This is a genomic window from Lysobacter concretionis Ko07 = DSM 16239 (genome assembly GCF_000768345.1).
GTDB classification, from domain to species: Bacteria; Pseudomonadota; Gammaproteobacteria; order Xanthomonadales; family Xanthomonadaceae; genus Novilysobacter; species Novilysobacter concretionis.
On record NZ_AVPS01000005.1, the window covers coordinates 265,589 to 283,543 of the forward strand.

General features: G+C 66.2%; 20 protein-coding genes. 7 read left to right on the plus strand and 13 right to left on the minus strand.

The genetic code is table 11. The annotated features are described in order from the left end of the window. Position 1: 1 nt before the first annotated feature. The 3 genes from N792_RS07650 to N792_RS07660 form a co-directional block, all read right to left on the minus strand. Entirely contained in the window at positions 2 to 1,681 is a 1,680-nt protein-coding gene (locus N792_RS07650; protein ID WP_036194018.1) for an ABC1 kinase family protein, read from the minus strand. Between the two features lie 42 nt (positions 1,682 to 1,723). Beyond that, the gene (trhA, locus tag N792_RS07655; protein ID WP_036193862.1) at positions 1,724 to 2,395 is read right to left on the minus strand and encodes a PAQR family membrane homeostasis protein TrhA; all 672 of its coding nucleotides are present in this window, start codon (positions 2,393 to 2,395) and stop codon (positions 1,724 to 1,726) included. Positions 2,396 to 2,555: 160 nt separating this feature from the next. Next, positions 2,556 to 2,897 (minus strand): zinc ribbon domain-containing protein YjdM, encoded by a 342-nt coding sequence (locus N792_RS07660; protein WP_036193863.1) that lies wholly within the window; start codon positions 2,895 to 2,897, stop codon positions 2,556 to 2,558. A gap of 218 nt (positions 2,898 to 3,115) precedes the next feature. Between N792_RS07660 and N792_RS07665 the strand changes: the two genes are divergently transcribed. Continuing rightward, the gene (locus N792_RS07665) at positions 3,116 to 3,805 is read left to right on the plus strand and encodes a class I SAM-dependent methyltransferase (RefSeq protein WP_036193864.1); all 690 of its coding nucleotides are present in this window, start codon (positions 3,116 to 3,118) and stop codon (positions 3,803 to 3,805) included. Next, positions 3,802 to 4,155 carry a YkgJ family cysteine cluster protein gene (locus tag N792_RS07670; protein ID WP_052103695.1) on the plus strand — a complete coding sequence of 118 codons (354 nt, stop codon included), beginning with the start codon at positions 3,802 to 3,804 and terminating at the stop codon, positions 4,153 to 4,155. Before N792_RS07665 ends, N792_RS07670 begins: the two co-directional genes overlap by 4 nt. A 62-nt stretch (positions 4,156 to 4,217) precedes the next feature. Here N792_RS07670 and N792_RS07675 read toward each other — a convergent pair whose 3' ends face one another. The 3 genes from N792_RS07675 to N792_RS07685 all read right to left on the minus strand — a co-directional run bounded on the left by N792_RS07675 (position 4,218) and on the right by N792_RS07685 (position 6,825). Beyond that, positions 4,218 to 4,667 (minus strand): carboxymuconolactone decarboxylase family protein, encoded by a 450-nt coding sequence (locus N792_RS07675; protein ID WP_036194020.1) that lies wholly within the window; start codon positions 4,665 to 4,667, stop codon positions 4,218 to 4,220. Positions 4,668 to 4,711: 44 nt separating this feature from the next. Continuing rightward, a complete protein-coding gene (locus N792_RS07680) occupies positions 4,712 to 5,476 on the minus strand; it encodes a 3-oxoacyl-ACP reductase (protein ID WP_036193866.1) in 765 nt (254 codons plus the stop codon). A gap of 158 nt (positions 5,477 to 5,634) precedes the next feature. Then, the gene (locus tag N792_RS07685) at positions 5,635 to 6,825 is read right to left on the minus strand and encodes a trans-sulfuration enzyme family protein (RefSeq protein WP_036194021.1); all 1,191 of its coding nucleotides are present in this window, start codon (positions 6,823 to 6,825) and stop codon (positions 5,635 to 5,637) included. A gap of 91 nt (positions 6,826 to 6,916) precedes the next feature. On the opposite strand from N792_RS07685, the gene N792_RS07690 reads away from it, so the two are divergent. Then, positions 6,917 to 7,381, plus strand: a complete 465-nt coding sequence (locus N792_RS07690) for an Lrp/AsnC family transcriptional regulator (RefSeq protein ID WP_036193867.1) — start codon at positions 6,917 to 6,919, stop codon at positions 7,379 to 7,381. 17 nt (positions 7,382 to 7,398) lie between these two features. Here N792_RS07690 and N792_RS07695 read toward each other — a convergent pair whose 3' ends face one another. Beyond that, positions 7,399 to 8,544 (minus strand): baeRF3 domain-containing protein, encoded by a 1,146-nt coding sequence (locus tag N792_RS07695; protein WP_036193868.1) that lies wholly within the window; start codon positions 8,542 to 8,544, stop codon positions 7,399 to 7,401. Between the two features lie 288 nt (positions 8,545 to 8,832). Here N792_RS07695 and N792_RS07700 point away from each other — a divergent pair, with 288 nt between their 5' ends. Further along, positions 8,833 to 9,525 carry a hypothetical protein gene (locus N792_RS07700; RefSeq protein WP_052103697.1) on the plus strand — a complete coding sequence of 231 codons (693 nt, stop codon included), beginning with the start codon at positions 8,833 to 8,835 and terminating at the stop codon, positions 9,523 to 9,525. Between the two features lie 41 nt (positions 9,526 to 9,566). Here the strand turns inward: N792_RS07700 and N792_RS07705 are convergent, their stop codons facing one another. Continuing rightward, complete coding sequence (locus tag N792_RS07705) at positions 9,567 to 9,944, minus strand: YajD family HNH nuclease (RefSeq protein ID WP_036194023.1); 378 nt, start codon at positions 9,942 to 9,944, stop codon at positions 9,567 to 9,569. Positions 9,945 to 10,009: 65 nt separating this feature from the next. Between N792_RS07705 and N792_RS07710 the strand changes: the two genes are divergently transcribed. Continuing rightward, positions 10,010 to 10,531: a M48 family metallopeptidase gene (locus N792_RS07710; protein WP_036193869.1), complete on the plus strand. Its 522-nt coding sequence runs from the start codon at positions 10,010 to 10,012 to the stop codon at positions 10,529 to 10,531. Between the two features lie 18 nt (positions 10,532 to 10,549). Here the strand turns inward: N792_RS07710 and N792_RS07715 are convergent, their stop codons facing one another. Both N792_RS07715 and N792_RS07720 read right to left on the minus strand, forming a co-directional pair. Continuing rightward, a complete protein-coding gene (locus N792_RS07715; RefSeq protein ID WP_036194024.1) occupies positions 10,550 to 11,272 on the minus strand; it encodes a glutathione S-transferase in 723 nt (240 codons plus the stop codon). Between the two features lie 103 nt (positions 11,273 to 11,375). Beyond that, positions 11,376 to 11,687 carry an Mpo1-like protein gene (locus tag N792_RS07720; protein WP_052103699.1) on the minus strand — a complete coding sequence of 104 codons (312 nt, stop codon included), beginning with the start codon at positions 11,685 to 11,687 and terminating at the stop codon, positions 11,376 to 11,378. Between the two features lie 231 nt (positions 11,688 to 11,918). Here N792_RS07720 and N792_RS07725 point away from each other — a divergent pair, with 231 nt between their 5' ends. Beyond that, positions 11,919 to 12,764 carry a DODA-type extradiol aromatic ring-opening family dioxygenase gene (locus N792_RS07725; RefSeq protein WP_224743927.1) on the plus strand — a complete coding sequence of 282 codons (846 nt, stop codon included), beginning with the start codon at positions 11,919 to 11,921 and terminating at the stop codon, positions 12,762 to 12,764. Positions 12,765 to 12,872: 108 nt separating this feature from the next. Then, complete coding sequence (locus N792_RS07730; protein ID WP_036194026.1) at positions 12,873 to 13,493, plus strand: mechanosensitive ion channel family protein; 621 nt, start codon at positions 12,873 to 12,875, stop codon at positions 13,491 to 13,493. 36 nt (positions 13,494 to 13,529) lie between these two features. Here N792_RS07730 and N792_RS07735 read toward each other — a convergent pair whose 3' ends face one another. The 3 genes from N792_RS07735 to N792_RS07745 all read right to left on the minus strand — a co-directional run bounded on the left by N792_RS07735 (position 13,530) and on the right by N792_RS07745 (position 17,935). Further along, positions 13,530 to 13,793 carry a DksA/TraR family C4-type zinc finger protein gene (locus N792_RS07735; protein ID WP_036193871.1) on the minus strand — a complete coding sequence of 88 codons (264 nt, stop codon included), beginning with the start codon at positions 13,791 to 13,793 and terminating at the stop codon, positions 13,530 to 13,532. A gap of 126 nt (positions 13,794 to 13,919) precedes the next feature. Further along, on the minus strand, positions 13,920 to 17,177 hold the full coding sequence (locus tag N792_RS07740) for a VWD domain-containing protein (RefSeq protein ID WP_156969339.1): 3,258 nt from the start codon (positions 17,175 to 17,177) through the stop codon (positions 13,920 to 13,922). Next, positions 17,174 to 17,935 carry a DUF2799 domain-containing protein gene (locus N792_RS07745; RefSeq protein WP_084105542.1) on the minus strand — a complete coding sequence of 254 codons (762 nt, stop codon included), beginning with the start codon at positions 17,933 to 17,935 and terminating at the stop codon, positions 17,174 to 17,176. Before N792_RS07745 ends, N792_RS07740 begins: the two co-directional genes overlap by 4 nt. Positions 17,936 to 17,955: the final 20 nt, after the last annotated feature.

Consider the following 17,955-nt stretch of genomic DNA (forward strand, 5'->3'; position numbering starts at 1 on the left):
GCTACTTCCCGCCGCCGCTGCGCCAGATCGAGATCACCAGCCATGCGCCGGCGATCGCAGCGCCCACGAACCCGAGCAGGCCGAATGCCGGCAGGCCAAGCAAGGTCGGGCCGCCGGATACGGTGAGCGCAATCGACGAGCCGACGATCAGGGCCGCCAGCACCACGCCGACCGTCAGCCGGTTCGCCGAATGGTTCACCTGGACGCCGAACTGCTCCAGCCGTTCGACATCGACCCGCAGCTTCAGGTTGCCGCCGCGCGCGGAGCGCAGCAGCCGCCGGATGTCGCGCGGCAGCACCGACAGGATGCCGGCCGTATCGGCCAGGGCACGCAACCCGTCCTTCGCCAGCGTGCCGGGCGAATAGCGCGCCAGCATGGCCCGGCGCAGGAACGGCGCGGCCTCCCCGGCCATGTCGAAATCCGGGTCCAGGTTGCGCCCGAGGCCTTCCAGGGTCACGAACACCTTGATCAGCAGCGCGAGGTCGGCCGGCAGCACCAGCCGGTTCGCACGCAGCAGCGCGGTGACGTCGATCAGCATCGCCGCCAGATTGAGCTGCCCCAGCGGAACACCGTGGTACTGGTCGACCAGCGCATCCACGTCCTGCGCCAGTTGCGCCTCGTCGACCCGTGGCTGGTTGGTCCAATCCAGCAACACGTCCGTCACCCGCTCCGCATCGCGCAACACCATCGCGTCCAGCAGCCCGACCACCTGCGCGCGGCGGGCATCGGACAGGCGACCGACCATGCCGTAATCGATCAATGCGATGCGGTTTTCCGGCAGCACGAACACGTTGCCCGGGTGGGGATCGGCGTGGAAAAAGCCGTCCTCGAACATCATCTTGAGCACCGCCTGGGCACCGCGCCGGGCGATCAACCGGCGGTCCAGCCCGGCCGCCTCCAGTGCCGCGACATCCGACACCGCAATCCCATCGACAAAGTCCTGCACGTTCATCCGCGCGCCGGTGTAGTCCCAGTGCACCCCCGGCACCACGATCTCGTCATGGCCGGAAAAGCTGGCGGCGATGCGCTCGGCGTGACGGCACTCGGCCGCCAGATCCAGCTCCCGCGTCAGCGATATCCGGAACTGCCGCACCACGCCGGTGGGCTGGAACTGGCGCAACTCCGGAAACCGCGCCTCGATCGCCTGCGCGGCCCGTTGCAGCAGCCGCAGGTCGGCTTCCACGACGCGCCGGATGCCCGGCCGCCGCACCTTGATGACCACTTCGCTGCCGTCGTGCAGCCGCGCGCGGTGCACCTGGGCGATCGACGCGGCGGCCAGCGGCCGGGGGTCCAGCCAGGCGAACACCTCTTCCGGCGGCGCACCCAGATCATCGACCAGTTGCTCCCTGATCGCCGCGAACGGCACTTCCGGCGCCTGGTTCTGCAACTTGCCGAACTCGGCGATCCACTCCGGTGAAAACAGATCGACACGGGTCGCCAGCACCTGACCCAGCTTGACGAAACTGGGGCCCATTTCCTCCAGCGCCCGGCGTACCCGGACCGGCGTCGGCAGCGCCACCAGCTCCTCGATATGGCCCAGCGGCAACACCCTGCCCGCCCCGGACAGCAGGCGTGCGAGACCCAGCCGGCCGACCATGTCGCCGAATCCGTAACGGATCAGGATCGAGGCGATGTCGTACACCCGCCCCAGGTCACGCGTGGCAGTCAGGCCTTCCCACAACATCGTGCGTCTCCGGTTGCAAGGTCGACGCGGCTGCCGTCCTCAGATCACGTGCATCATCACCGCGACGTAGTGGCACAGGCTGCCACCGAGCACGAACATGTGCCAGATCGCGTGCGAGTAGCGCAATGACGGCCGGTGGTAGAAAAACGTCCCTGCGGTGTAGAAGACGCCGCCGGCGAACAGCCAGCCCAGCGTCCAGCCATCCAGCGCACCCCACATCGGCTTGATGGCGACCACCACCAGCCAGCCCATGGCGATGTAGATCATCGTCGACAAACGCTTGAAGCGGCCGGTGAAGAACAGCTTGAACACCACCCCCGCCAGCGCCAGCGTCCAGATGGTGGCGAACATCCACCAGCCCCATGGCCCACGCAGGCCGATCAGGGTGAACGGCGTATAGGTACCGGCGATCAGCAGGTAGATCGCGCAATGGTCGAACACCTTCAAGCGCGATTTGGCCACCGGGTGGCGCACCGCGTGGTACAGCGTCGAGGCGACATACAGCAGCAGCAGGCACACGCCGAACACGATCGCGCCAGCCAGTTGCCAGGGGTCACCGTGCAGCGCGGCCAGGGTGATCAGGACCGCTCCGCCGGCCAGTGCGGCCGTCGCGCCGAGGCCGTGGGTCAACGCATTGGCCAGTTCTTCGGATGCGCTGCCGGCCGCTTGATCGGCGGGGTCGGCAGGCTCGGAATCGGTACGGTTGCGCATGGTCGCAATGCTAACGCGCTTTCCGCAGAGCGGTTGTGCGGATGCGCGCTGTTTGCGCATCGCCCGCCTGCTGTCATGGCACGCGCGTTGTCTGTGGAAGCACAACGCGCGATGCACCGGGCGGTACCGGCTTTTCCAGTGCCGATTCGCCCCTCTCGAATCAGGCTTTCTTCAGGAAGCAGGTCTTCAGCACCAGCCCCTTGATCTTGTCCGAGCTGCCTTCGATGTTCTCGGGGTCGCCCTCGACCAGGCGGATGTTGCGGATCACGGTGCCCTGCTTCAGCGGGATCGACGAACCCTTCACCTTCAGGTCCTTGATCACGGTCACCGTGTCGCCTTCGTTGAGGGTGTTGCCGTTGGCGTCCTTGACCACCATCGTGTCGGCCGTATTGGCATCCGGGGTGATCGGCCATTCGTGGCCGCAATCGGCGCAGACGTAGTGGTCGCCATCGGGGTAGGTATTTTCCAGGCCGCATTGGGTGCAGGCGGGAATATCGGGCATCGGGCCCCTCCAACAGGTCAGTGAACGGGACCGGGAGTATAGGACTTCGTGCATTTCCCACCGGCTGGGCCCGATGCCGGCTGCCGGTAGCGCGTAGAATGGTGCGCGGCAGGGTTCGTCCACATGCCACCCTCGCGGCCAACTTACTGGCACCAAGTCCGCTCCCTTCATGCGTCATCACCCTGCTTCACGGGTGGCGCCATACCCCGGGAGTCCCCATGCCTGGTTACACCACGCGCCAACAGCGCCTCCGCCTTGGCGGACACGACTACCGCATCCGCTCGCTGAGCGATCACCAGCAGTTTTCCGATCCCGACGGCCGTGCCGAACGGCTCGGCATCTCATCGGCGCAATGGTGCCTGTTCGGCCAGGTCTGGCCGGCCGGGCGGTTGCTGGCCAATGCAATGGGCAGTTTCGACATCGTCGGCAAGCGCATCCTGGAAATCGGCTGCGGACTGGGGCTGGCCAGCCTGGTGCTGCAACGCCGTGGCGCGGACGTCATCGCCAGCGACATGCACCCGCTGGCAGAACCCTTCCTGGCGTACAACTCGGCACTGAATGCGCTGCCGTCGGTGGCCTACCGCAAGCTGCGCTGGGGCGTGCCGTTGCCGACCCTGGGCCTGTTCGACCTGGTGATCGGCAGCGACGTGCTGTATGAGCGCGACCACGCGGAGATGCTCGCGAGCCTCATCGGCCGGCATACCCACGCCGCCGCCGAGGTGCTGATCACCGACCCCGGCCGCGGCAACAGCGCGCCCTTCAGCCGCGCCCTGGCGCTGCAGGGGTTCGAGGCCAGCGAGGAACGCGGCCCGATGGACGACGACGACATCCCGCCGTTCCGCGGCCGCCTGCTGCATTACCGCCGCAGCGCCATCGCCATGCCCTCTGCTGGCGTATCGCGGCAATGAGCGCCGCGACGTACCGGTACGACGACAGCGACCAGGTGGTCGACCCCGACGTGTCCTGCAGTCAGTGCGACGCGGTCTGCTGCCGGCTGACGGTGGTGGTGATGCCCGACGACCCCGTCCCGCGCCATCTGGTGGAGCGCACCGAGCGTGGGCTGGAAGTGATGGCGCGCGACGAGGACGGCTGGTGCGTGGCGATCGACCAGAAGCACATGCATTGCAGCATCTACGAGCAGCGGCCCGCGATCTGCCGCAAATTCACCATGGGCAGCGGCTACTGCCGCAGCGAGCGGGAGGCCTACGCCCACCGCTACGACCGCGAGATCCCGCTGACCGTCATCGACGCCGCCTGACGAAGGTTGTGAGGTGCTGGCGCAAGTCTCGGCACCTGGCTCAATATCGCACGTCGCGACGCCTAATCCGCTGCAGCGGCAATCGGCACGTGGAAAGTCACCGCCAGCCGGTTCCAGCTGTTGATCGCGATGATCGCCATGACCAGGTCGACACAGCCCTTGTCGCCGAAGTGCTCGCGGGCCTGCCGGTAGACCTCGTCGCCGATCTCCCGCGTTGCCAGCAGCGTCACCGCCTCGGCGAGGGCCAGGCCGGCGCGCTCGGCATCGGTATAGAGATCCGCCTCGCGCCACCCGGCCAGCACATGCAGACGCTGCTCGGTCTCGCCGGCGGCGCGCGCCTCGCGGGCATGCATGTCCAGGCAGAATGCGCAGCCATTGATCTGCGACACGCGGATCTTGACCAGTTCCAGCAACATCGGATCCAGTCCCGAACCGCGCACGTAACCCTCCACCCCGAGCATCGCCTTGAACGCGCCGGGTGCCACTTTCTGATAATCGAGATGCCGTTCCATTTCCGTCTCCTGTTGCGAGTGGCCGGCCGGTTCGCCGGCGGCACTCAATCCTTGACCAGCCCGCCATCGACCACGAGGTTCTGGCCGGTCACCGCGCGCGACCACGGGGATGCGAAGAACAGCACCGCATCGGCGAACTCGGCCGGCGTCGTCACGCTCTGCAGCGGTGTGCTGGCCGCGATCAGGTCGAATACCGCCTCCGGCGTCGCAGCGCTGGCATCGGTGGTACGCAGCAGGCCGCCCGACAGCATGTTGACGGTGATGCCGAGCGGGCCGAGATCGGCCGCCATCGTGCGGGTCAGCGACAGCAGCGCGGCCTTGGCGGCGGTGTAGTCGTGGTACGGCACCACCGGGTTCTGGAACAGGTTGGTGCCGATATTGATCACCCGCCCGAAGCCGCGCTCGCGCATGCCGGGGATGGCGGACTGGATGATGTTGAGCGCGCCGCGCACGCTGCCCTCGAACTGCGCCGAGAACTGCTGCCAGCCGATCTGCTCCGCCTTCGCGCGGGCATCGCCATCGAACGAAAAATCCGCCAGCGCGTTGTTGACCACGGTGGTGACCGGCGCGCCGAAATGCGCGTGTGCCGCGGCGACCATCGCCGCCACTTGCGCGGCATCGGTGACATCGGCCTGCAGCGCCAGCGCGCGATCGGTGCCGATCTGGCGGCACAGCGTCTCGGCCGCCTCGCGGCTGGCGCGGTAATTGACCACCACCCTGGCGCCTTCAGCGGCGAAGGCGCACGCAATCGCATTGCCAAGCCCGCGGCCGGCGCCGGTTACCAGGACGATCTGTTCGGAAAGCTTCAAGTTCACGACTCCATGATGGCGTCGCCACCGACCAGCCGGCAGCGAACCGTCATGATCCCCTACCCGGCACGGACGTGCTGAGGCCCGGCGTGCCGCGACCCGTCATTCCCGCGAAGGCGGAACCAGATCGAAGGCCTTCGCGGGACGACGGCGATTGTTCAGGCCTTCTCCAGATCCAGCGCCTGCTCCAGGTCCAGCGCCTGCTCCAGGTCCGCCCACAGGTCATCGACATGCTCGATGCCGGCCGACAGGCGCAACAGGCCGGCGGTGATGCCACAGGCTTGCCGCGTGGCTTCGTCCAGCACGCGGTGGGTCAGACCTGCCGGGTGCTGGATCAGGCTGTCCACCGATCCCAGGCTGACGGCGGGCGTGATCAGGCGCACACGGCTCATCACTGCGGCAGCGGCGGCGTGCCCGCCGTGCAGTTCGAAAGCCAGCAACGCACCGGGGCCACGCATCTGGCTGGCGAGCAGGCCATCGCCGGCCACCGTGCCCATGCCCGGATAGAACACCCGCGCGACCTTCGGATGCGCCGCCAGCCGCTGCGCCAGGATGCCGGCGTTGTGCTGGGCGCGCTCCACCCGCAGGGTCAGCGTCGGCAGGCCACGGTGCAGCAGGTAGGCGGCCAGCGGATGCAACAGCGCGCCGGTGACTGCGCGCACCTGGCGCAACACCTTCGCGTTCTCCTCGCTGCAACACACCACGCCGGCGATCACGTCGCCGTGGCCGCCGAGGAACTTGGTCGCACTGTGCAACACGTAGGTCGCACCCAGCTCCATCGGCCGTTGCAGCACCGGGGTGGCGAAGGTCGAATCCACCACCACGGGTACATCGCCGGCAGCCGCAACGACCGCGCGGATATCCACCAGCCCCAGAGTCGGATTGGCGGGCGTCTCGATCACCACCAGCACGGTGTCGGCACGCTTGCGGGTGGCGATCTCGCCGGCCTCGACGAACTCGGCCTCCAGCCCGGTCATGCCGCTGACCAGCAGGTGGTCGGACGTGCCATACAGCGGCCGCACCACCAGCACATGCCCGCCCCGCATGCGCGCACTCATCAGCAACGCCGTCAGCGCCGCCATCCCCGACCCGTACGCCACGCAGGCTTCGCTGCCTTCCAGTTGCGCCAACGCCTGCTCGACCCGCGCCACCGTCGGGTTGTGCAACCGCGCATAGATCGGGTTCGGGGCACTGGCATCGCCACCGACCAGCGCATCGAAGCTGGCGGTCCCCACCGCCAGATCGGCGACCGGATACGTCGTGGACAGGTCGATCGGCGGGGCGTGCACGCCGAGCTTGCCGAAATCCTCGCGGCCGGCGTGGACGGTCAGGGTATCGAGATGGGACATGCCGCACTCCATTCGGAATCAGCCACCATCCTAGAAGCTCATGCGGCCGCTAAACTCACCACCGAATGATATTTCCTGAAAGGCCATATCCATGACCCTTGATCGAATCGACTTCGACCTTCTGCGCCTGTTGCGGAAGAATGCCCGGCTGCCGAACAAGGATCTGGCCGAACGGGCCGGCATTGCGCCGTCGACCGCACTGGAACGGATCCGCCGGCTGCGCGAAGCGGGCGTGCTGCAGGGCTTCCATGCCGAGATCGCACCGGAGGCGATCGGTATCGGTTTGCAGGCTTTGATATCGGTGCGGTTGGCGCAGCACTCGCGCGCCCTGCTCGACAGTTTCCACGCCCACCTGCGCGGGTTGCCGGAAGTGCTGGCGTTCTACCACGTCGCCGGCGCGGACGATTTCCTCGTCCACGTCGGCGTGGGCGACAGCGCCCATCTGCGCGATTTCGCCCTGGCGGCATTCACCGAGCGACCCGAGGTATCCCGTATCGAGACCCGGCTGATCTTCGAATTCCAGCGCAATGCCGAGTTGCCCCGGCACTGCACCTGACCCCGGAACGCGCTGCCTCAGAACCGGTAGATCGCCGCCAGCCCCGTCGTCGTCGGCATGCGCGGGCCGGGGACCACCACGACCTGGCCGCCGTTCGACAGCACGACCTCGGCGATGTCGTCAAGCAGGTCGGCATCGCGCTCACCGGCACCGGCAAACTCCACCGCGCCGTCGCTGGTGTCCATCCGGCCGAACACCTGCCGGTCGGCCTCCACCAGCAAGGTGGACACCCGGCCGGACACCGCGCTGCGCGCCACCTGGGCGATATCGTCGTTGGCCAACCAGCGCGCCCGGGCGGCGTGGAACATGTCGACCAGGCCTGCCAGGCGCTCCAGGTATCGGGGTTCCATGACCTGCCAGGCACGCTCGCGGAGCGTCTCCAGGCTCATCGCATCGGCATGGGTGTCGATCCCCTGCGGCAGAAGGAAGGCATTGTGGCTGAGCTTGCGGAACATGCTCTGGTGCTCCGGCAACGCGGCCAGCATCAGCGGCAGGCGCGACGGGCGGGAGAACTGTTCGGCCACCGCACGGTCCACCGCGCGGAAAAACTGCTCGGTATCGGCATCGACCAGGCTGCCCTTCTCGACCTGGCCATCGCGCACGCCGGCCGCCGACGCTGACGCTCCGCGCGACCACACCGCCGGACGCCCGCGCAAGGGGTCTTCACCCAGCACAGCCTGCAAGGTGGCGGGAAAATCATCGCCGGCCTCGAAAGGATCCAGCGCGTCGCGGTTGCCCACGAACAGCTTGGCCGTGTGCCGGTTGATCGCCAGCACCTGGTAGCGGTCGGCCGACTGCACGATCCGCAGCAATGGCTTGATGTGGAAACTGTCGGCGACGATGGCCAACTCGGTTACCGGCCGCTGCAGGCGGTACACCCGGAACAGCGTCGGCGATGCCAGCACGGCCAGGCCATCCAGCGTGTGGTTCCAGAAATTGCGCTCCTCGCCGAGCTTGCGCAGATTCGCCATCACCGGCTCGGGGTCTTGGCCGGGATAGCGCTCCCGCCACAACGCTTCGGCGGCCTTCACCAGATTGCCGAAACGGATCCCGTCCTGGCCCTTGTCCGGGTGGCTGCGGTGGGTCGGCTGGTACAGCGACAGGCAAGGACCGACCGGATTATGGAAGACATGATCGGCAAAGTCGTCGATAAGCGAATGCATCAGGCACCTCGTTTTGATCAAGGAAATCCGGACGCAGGACGTCCGGAGTCAGTGGAGAAGATGGGTCCAACCTATTGAAAAACAAGTAGAAGATGATTGTACGGTAGACGGGGTGAAGGAAGTTTCGAGCCCTGCAGGCAATCGCGCCGGGGCATCCATTGCGGTCTTGCGAGTCAGTCAACGCCACCGGCCCCTCGGCGAGGTCACACAAATTTGACGGCGGTCGGCGCTGAGTGGGACATACCGCAGACGCAATGGTTGCGTGCGCGGCCGTCCCTGGAGATCGTCATGAAGCCCATATTCACCGCACTGGCGGCGTCACTCGCACTGCTGGCTGGCGCGTGCACCGCCCAAACCCCCACCGAACCCACGGCGCAGGCTCCGGTTGCACCGGCTACCCAACCCAGTGAGCAGGCCGCCCCAGCCGAGCCCACCGCAACCCCGGCCGCCCCCAAACTGCAGGCCGACATGCGTGCCTTGTGGCGCGGCCATATCGACAAGACCCGCGCCTATGCAATGGCGGTCAAGGACGGCAACCAGAGCGAGGCCGATGCGGCCGCCAACGATGTCGTGACCAATGCCAAGGCGATATCGGCCGCGGTGGCGAGCTTTTACGGCGATGCCGGTGGCGCCGAGATGTTGCGCCTGCTGAGCGGCCACTGGACGGGCGTGAAAGAGATGACCGATGCCGCCAGCAAGGGCGACGCCGCCGGCGTGCAGAAGGGCATGGACGATGCGATTGCCAATGCCGGTGAGATCGCCAAGTTCCTCGCCAGCGCGAACCCGAACCTGCCCGAGGACACCGTCAACGGCCTGATGGTCGCCCACGTCGAACATCACCATGCGCAGATCACCCAGATCATGGCTGGCGACACGGCCGCCGAAGCCGATACCTGGGCCGCAATGCAGGCGCACATGGACGTGATTTCCGATGCGCTCGCAGCGGCAATCGCCAAGCAGTTCCCGGACAAGGCTTCCTGAGCGCGGCGGCTGATCGATGCTGGCCGCCCAGCGGCCCGCATCTATTCGCGCTTCAGCAACGACTTGAGGTTCGCAAACGGATTGCCGGTGGCGGCGGCTGGCTTGTCCTCGGCATCCAGGGCACTGCCACCGGTGTAATCCACGTAACGCGAATGCTCGTTGTCGTGGCAATACAGGCACAGCAACTCCCAGTTGCTGCCATCCGGCGGGTTGTAGTCGTGGTCGTGGTTGCGGTGGTGCACCGTCAGTTCCGACAGGTTGGCGCGGGTGAACTCCCGCGCACACCGCCCGCAGATCCACGGGTACATCTTCAGCGCCCGCTCGCGATATCCCTTTTCACGCTGCGCGGCATCGCGCCGGGCCTGCGCGACGATGCGGTCGAGCACCTCGCTGGAAGGGGTGGTTTTCTTGTTCGACATCGGGATCCGCACGGGTGCCATCGGTGCGCAGACTCTAGCGCAAAGACTGCCGTATCGTGCCCGCCATGACCACGTTGAAATATCTGGCCGGCTACAACGAAAACGTTCTCGCACAGGTCCGCGAACTGATCGCCCGCGACCGCCTCGGCGACTGGCTGCGCACCCGGTACGACCAGCCGCACAGCGTGCGCAACGACAATGCGCTGTACGAATACACCGTCGCCATGAAGGACCGCTACCTGCGCAAGACCGGACCGCTCAACAAGGTGGTGTTCGACAACAGGCTGCAGGTGGTGCGCCATGCGCTGGGCACGCACACTACGGTGTCGCGCGTGCAAGGCAGCAGGCTGAAGGCGAGCCGCGAAATCCGCATAGCCACGGTGTTCCGCGACGCGCCCGCGGAGTTTCTCAGGATGATCGTGGCGCACGAACTGGCGCACCTGAAAGAGCACGACCACAACAAGCCCTTCTACCAGCTGTGCACCCACATGGTGCCCGACTACCACCAGCTGGAATTCGACCTGCGCCTGTACCTGACGCACCTGGATTGCGCGCGGATGTCAGCGCCTGCGCCCGACCGCGATTGACTTGGCCGGACGGCGGAGTCAGCCGTCCAGTTCCGGGTAATGGCGGAAGATCCCGCTTTCGTTGAATGGCAACCGCCGCGCGGAATCCAGATAGGCGGCGATGTTCGGGAGCCTCGCCACCGCCGCGGACAATTCGACGACGTTCGGCACTTCTTTCTCGATCCGCCTCATGGCCTTCGGAAACGCGTAGCGCAACCCCGTCACCAGCTGGAACACCGACAGGTCGACGTAGGACAGGCGCGCGCCCACCAGATGCCGGGGGCCTTTGGGATTGCCCGCCAGCACACGCTCGAAATAGCCCAGGTACCTTGGGATGCGCTCCTCGCGGAACGCCTTCGCGCGCCGACGCGCCTCGGGCTTCTGCTGTTCGTAATATTCCCCCGGCCCCAGCGGGTGGTGCGAGTCATGCGCTTCGGCCACCACGTCGGTGATGGTGAGCTGCAGCTGATGCGTCCAGAGCGCGTCCGCCTCGTTCGCCGCCACCAGTTTCAGACGCGGGCCGAGAAACTGCAGGATGTTGGCGACCTGCGCCACCACCACCCGGCCCGCCCGGAGAAACGGCGGAGCGAACGGCGGGCGCTCGGCACGCTCATCGTCGAGGAAGCGCTCCACCGCTTCCACGCCACCGGCGGCCTCGTCGTTGCCGACGTCCACATAGTCCGCGCCGGCCTGCTCCAGCGCGAGGCGGACAAACTCGCCACGCCCCGGAATGCCGGGCCAGTAATAGAGTTCGTAACGCATCACGCTCTCCATTCGTCCGCAGGTTCCGAACCATGCGCGTGAGGGAGTGTTCCGGCAATGAAAACCGCTTGGCGTGCGGGAAAAAAAGTTGGCTGGACCTTGGCTAGAACCGGATTTTCCCGGTCAGCATCTCCCACCACATGCGCCAATCGCCACGCAGACTCAGCAACGGATATTGGAAAGTGGCCGGGCGGTTGCGCTCGAAAAAGAAATGACCCACCCAGGCGAAGGCGTAGGCCTGCACCAGCGCCACCGCGATCAGCCACCACCACTGGGTGATGAAGGCCGCAATCAGCAGCACCACCACCATGCTCGTACCGACGAAATGCAGCCTGCGCGAGGTGCGGTTGGCATGCTCGCCCAGATAGAACGGGTAGAACTCGCGGAACGTCCGGTAAACCTTTTCTTCCTTCACGAACCTTCCCCCAATGGCTGTCGCGCCGTGGTTGAATCCCCGGCCTTCCAGGATGGATCACGTCAAAATAACCCGTTCCCGACAGGATCGGTCGAAACTGGTCATGCTGCAAAATGGCGTCGACCTGCCCCACCGCCACGACCTTGCGGAACGGGTCGATCATCAGCGCTTACGCCATCGTCTACGCGACCGATCTTCGACAAAGCCGCACTCGATATCCGGGAAGCCTCCATGCCGTCACCCACTATGCCGTCACCGATCATGCCGTCATCCGCCACTGCCATGCCGACGCTGTACATCCCGCACGGCGCCGGCCCGTGTTTTTTCATGAACTGGAACCCGGCCGATGCCTGGGACCGGATGGCGGACTTCCTCAAGGGCGTTGCCGCCACCCTGCCGCAGCGGCCGCGCGCCATCGTCGTGGTCTCGGCGCATTGGCTCGAGCCGGAGTTCACTGTCACCAGCTCGCCGCAACCGGAATTGATCTACGACTATTACGGCTTTCCGCCGCATACCTACGAGTTGCGCTACGACGCCTCCGGCAGCCCGATGCTGGCGACGCGCATCACCGACCTGCTCGGCCAGGCGCGGATCGCCGCAGGGCAGGATACGGGGCGCGGCTTCGACCACGGCATGTTCATTCCGCTGAAGTTGATGTTTCCCGACGCCGACATCCCGGTGGTGCAGCTGTCACTGCGTGCCGATCTGGACCCCACGGCCCACCTGGACGCGGGCCAGGCGTTGGAGCCGTTGCGCGACGAAGGCGTGCTGATCATCGGCAGCGGCATGAGCTTCCACAACATGCGCGGTTTCGGCGATCCGCGCTTCGGCCCGGTATCCGACGAGTTCGACCGCTGGCTGACCGGGGCGGTCGAGGCTCCACCCGCTCAACGCCACGCCGCCCTGCAGCAGTGGGCACAGGCAACCCCCGCCGCCCGCCTGTCGCATCCGCCACGGGCCGAAGAACACCTGATTCCGCTGATGGTCGCCGCCGGGGCCGCGAGCAACGGTGCCGGCCGACGCGTGTTCTCCGACCGCGTGCTGGAAACCACCGTGTCGGCGTATCGATTCGATTGAGCTTGTCCGGCGGATGCACCCGCACGCGGGGCGGATAAGCCGGGCGACCGGCTATCCTTCGCAGTTCCGATGCGCTGTCATCTCCACTTCAACGGATCGCTCGACCAGATGAAAGACCAACTGCCGCAATGGGTACAGCAATGGCTGGATGTGATCCTGCCGCTGGGCCAGATTGCGTTGATCGTGCTCGCGGCATGGCTGCTGCGGGCCCTGGGACGGCGCCTGATCAAGCGGGTGAGCCTGCGCTACAACCTGCTGCCGCAAATGACGGTCGGCAGCCGACGGGTGCTGGGTTTCCTGATCTATTTCTCGGCGCTGCTGCTGATACTGGAGCGCCTGGGCGTGTCCGGAACGGTGCTGTGGACGGCGTTCACCGGATTCGCGGCGGTGGGCGCGGTGGCGTTCTTCGCTGCCTGGAGCGTGCTGTCCAACATCTTCTGCACCGCACTGATCCTCACCACCCGGCCGTTCCGCCTGAACGACCACATCGAAGTGCTGGAAAGCGGTGACAAGCCCGGGCTGAAGGGTCGCGTGGTCGACATCAACCTTGTCTACACCACCTTGCAGGAAACCATCGATGGCGCCGCGGCCTCGGTGCTGCAGATTCCCAACAACCAGTTTTTCCAGCGCACTGTCCGCCGCCACCTGCGGCCTTACGGGAGCGAGAACCCGACGGCCATCATCACGCCGGCGCCGCCGTCCCTTGATGTGCTGACCGACCGCGATTGACCTCCCGTGGATCGGTCGCGCAGCTTGCGCCGGCACTCAACGCAACTGGCTGTCCTTGCTGCCACGCCGGTTGTAACCGCTGCTGGCCTGCTCGCGGTCCTGCGCCTCCTGGCAGGGCACGCACAGACGCACGCCCGGCATCGCGGCACGACGTGCTTCGGGAATAACGTCATCGCATTCCTCGCAGTGCGTCAGGCCGGGGCCTTTCGGCAGCTTGCTGCGCGCGCGTTTGATTGCATCCTCGACGGTCGCGTCGATCTGGTCCTGTACGGCGCCATCGCCGGCCCAGCCGGTTGCCATGGGAGCCTCCGCATTGCCTGTCTGAAACACCTGCGAGCATAGCGCTTCGTACGTTTCCAGCCGGTTTACGCTCCTTCACAACGACCCCGCGTGAAATGCGCGGGGTCGTTGTCCGGCGGGCCAGCCTCAGGGGCTGCTGGCGGGCATCACGCTGATCGTCTCGCGGGCCAGCACCGTGTCACCCTGGTTCTGGACATAACGCACTTCATACGTTCCCGCTTCCGCTGGCAGCAGCAGTTGCAACGGGTTGCCTTTCCCGGTGCGGGTGTAGTTCTCGTACTTGCCGCCGGCCGTACCGGGCCTGGCCACCGAGATGTAGTCGTAGGGGTAATCCGGGCCGCTCCAGGCCAGCCTGATCGTGGAACCGGCCGCTGCCGTCGCGGGAATGTCCAGGCTCGCCGTGACGGCCGTGGTGGTGATCATCGCGCGCGCGAGCACCGTGTCCCCCTGGTTCTGCACATAACGCACTTCATACGTTCCCGCCTCCGCCGGCAGCAGCAGCTGCAACGGATTGCCCTTCTCCGTGCGGGTGTAGTTCACGTACTTGCCATCGCCCGTACCGGGCGTGGCCACCGAGATGTAGTCGTAGGGATAGTCCGGACCGGTCCAGGCCAGCCTGAGCGTGGAACCGGCCGCTGCCGTCGCGGGAATGTCCAGGCTCGCCGTGACGGCCGTGGTGGTGATCGTTGCGCGCGCGAGCACCGTGTCACCCTGGTTCTGGACATAACGCACTTCATACGTTCCCGCTTCCGCGGGCAACAGCAGCTGCAACGGATTGCCTTTTTCGGTGCGGGTGTAGTTCACGTACTTGCCATCCCCCGTACCGGGCGTGGCCACCGAGATGTAGTCGTAGGGGTAATCCGGACCGGTCCAGGCCAGCCTGAGCGTGGAGCCGGCCACCGCCGTCGCCGGGATGTCCAGGCTCGCCTCGATGGCCGTGACGGTGATGGGCTGACGCGCGAGTACCTTGTGTGTCTTGTTGCTGACGTAACGCACCTCGTACTCGCCCGCCTGCGCGGGCAGCAGCAGCTGCAACGGATTGCCCTTCTCCGTGCGGGTGTAGTTCTCGTACTTGTCGTCGGCCGCACCAGGCCTGGCCACCGAGATGTGGTCGTACGGCTCGTCCGGACCGGTCCAGGCCACCCACACCGTGGAGCCGGCCGCGGCGGTTTCCGGCGCTTTCACGCTCGCGTCCAGCTCGACGACGATCGGCAGCATCAGCGTGGTATTGCCGGCGACGTTGACCTGTCCCTCAGCCCTCGCCCCGTCGGAGACCCGCTGCACGCTCACGTCATGCACGCCACCCGGCAACTTCACCTTGATGGAGCCGGCATCGGCGGCTTCGTGGAGAACCTCGCCGGTCGCACCATGACGGATGGTCCACGTCAGGCCCTGCCTGATGACCGGTCCATTGGCCTGATCGGTCGCGCCGAGGGTCGTCTCTGCGCCGGCGCCCGCCATCGCGTCGGTCACGGTGTCGGTACCCGCGTTGCTCAACCCGGCCGTCGCGTCCGCCAGCATGGCGCTGCGACGCGCGGACCACACGAAGGACATATCCCCGGAAACGGCATAGTCGAAGATGCACTCGTCGAGAAGCGCCTGTTCGGTGATCCCGGCCTCCCGGCACACTGCTTCGGCGCGAGCCAACGCCGCGGCCGACAAGCTCGAACGACTGACGTATTCATCCGGAAACGTCAAATCGCTGAACGTTGCGGTGGACTCCCCGGCGCCGTAGGGAAACAGCGACTCCTCATCGCTGACGCGCCATGACGGCACGAACCGCTGATAGACATCGATGTCGCCGACCGGCTGCGCCAGCAAGTGGCCGTCCCGGGTCTGCATGTCGTCATCGGCATCGCCATTGTGGTTGCCGAACATGCCGACTGCTTCGACACCATCCGCCAGCTCCAGCGTGAGATCGATGGATTCCCGGGCCGGATTGCTTGCGGTGATCCGATGGCCGTCGGCCGTCACGACTTGCACGGCGCGATGGAACTGCGCGAGCGTCCCGGTACCTAGGTCCATCTCTTCACCGCGTTGCTTGAGCGCCACCGGCTCCCCATCCACCCAGGCGCGCAGACGGCGATCGCTTGCATCGAGGACAACCCGGACACCGTCAACGTCCATGGCAACGGCGGTCACGATCGACACGGTGCGGGACGTTCCCAACGGCGCAGTGCGGAACTGGACTTCCAGCTTGGGCGTGCGCACACCGACGAACTCCCCGACGGCCTGCATCGACAGCCTCGCGCCGTCGAACGTGGTGACATGCGGGTCGCCACGAACCTTGCCGCATCGGGAACCTTTACAGCGGGTGGGTTGCGGCCAGGGAGTGGGATCCGTGCAGCCACCCAGGTTGCAGTTGATCAAGTTGTTGCTGCTGGCTGCGCCGCCACCGAATTTCTGGAAAAACTTGCGGACACACCGCAGACCGCCCCGGCAACCCTGCACACCCTTGCGGAAGCCATCCATCATCGGGTCGGCCTTGGCAGGCGTGCGCATCCGGGTAGAGCCGCGTACTGCGGTGCCCGGCGTCCCCTCGTAGACCAGCGCCACGGGCTGACCGTCAATGACTTCACCGTAGTACTGGACGCGGTCTTCGGCCATCCGGTGCCCGAGCACCTCCAGGCTGGTCGCGCCTGCCGGCGTGGATCCGGGCAACGTCTGCAGGAACGCGAAGTCAACGCTCAACGGGTCGCCGGGCGTCAACAGTTTGTCTAGGAACGTCAGGTCGATCTCGACACTGTCATCCAGCCCGATCGGTGTCTGGACATTGGCGTGCGGGGTCGCCAGGACGGCGAACCCATCGCCCTCCGGGGTGCGAAGGATCCCGGCAACGACATCGACATCCTGGCGCCGGACACCGTCGTGGCCGGACAGCCACGGACGCAGTTCCGGGTAGGCATGGAATTCGCCGCCGTGGGGCAGCGGGACGGCCGGATCGGGCTCGCCGGGCAGATTGGCCAGAATCTCGTCAATCAGCTCGACCCGCACACCGGCCGCGTCGAAGGTCGACACCCGCTCATACAGCCACAGGTCCTGGGTCCAACGGCTGGACGCGTCCGGTGCGGCAGGTACCGTCGCAGCGGACGGCTGCGCCTCGGGCGTTCCTGCGTTTTGCGAGTCGCAGCCACCGAGCGCGACCAGCCCCACCAGGAGCCATCCTGCCAAGGCTCGTTGCATGCGCGGGCTCCCCGGCCGGTCCGAGCGGGCCCGCGACCGAACCGGATCGCAATCAACGCTGCGGGAATCACGCACCCGCGCCAGATATCGAAGCATGACGTTTCCCCTACCGTTCTTGATTTGTGTCGATCGTGGTCGACAACTGAAACAAGGCTTGTCGCGCCGGGTTTCCTGCCCCGCCCGGGAGCGCCCTGTACTCACCAGCTTCCCCCATAGGCAGGCGCGAACCGGCGCATCACGTGGTCCAGGTCCCGCTCCGCCATGTGCTGGCGACGCTCGGCGTGCGACAGGTCGTCTTCGGCACGTCTCAAGTCATCGCGCAGTCGGCGAAGCTCGTTGCGCAGGGTTTCGCGATCCTTCTCCGCGACATCCGGTTTGCCGATGCGGTCGCGGGTCCTGTCGATGTCCTTGCGGAGCGTGCGGATCCTGTACTCGACGGAGCTGACGTCCGACCGGGCCTGATCCGCCAGTTGGCGGGCGTCGTATACGTAACGTCCGTCCTCGTAGCCGGCCAGAAAATCACGCTCCAAACCCACGGGACAGACGCCGGCGTAGTTCTGGCCATTGCTGCCGACACTGAAGCCCCGGTACGGCGTGCAATACACATCCAGCCCACGCTCGCGCGCATCCAGGTAAGTCCGCGCATCCACGCCGACACCGTGCGCGGCGCACGCCCGCTCGTGATTTGCGAGCCGTGACGGCGGATAGCCGGCCACCCCGTCGTCGTAACCCACGCGCGCCCAGTTGCCGCTCAGGCACTCGCTCTGGGTCATCGTGGCGCAACCCGATTGCAGTACCGCAAGAAGAAAAACAACGACCACGCCAATCACGCGCATGAACCACTCCTTTTGTGCCGTGCGAGCCGGGATCTTCTGCAACCCCGTGACAACCAATGCACGCTGCATGGGATGAATAGCGGACATGTGCTTCCGGCGTCGTTGGCCGGACCAGTTGTTCATGCATATGAACAAGACCCGAA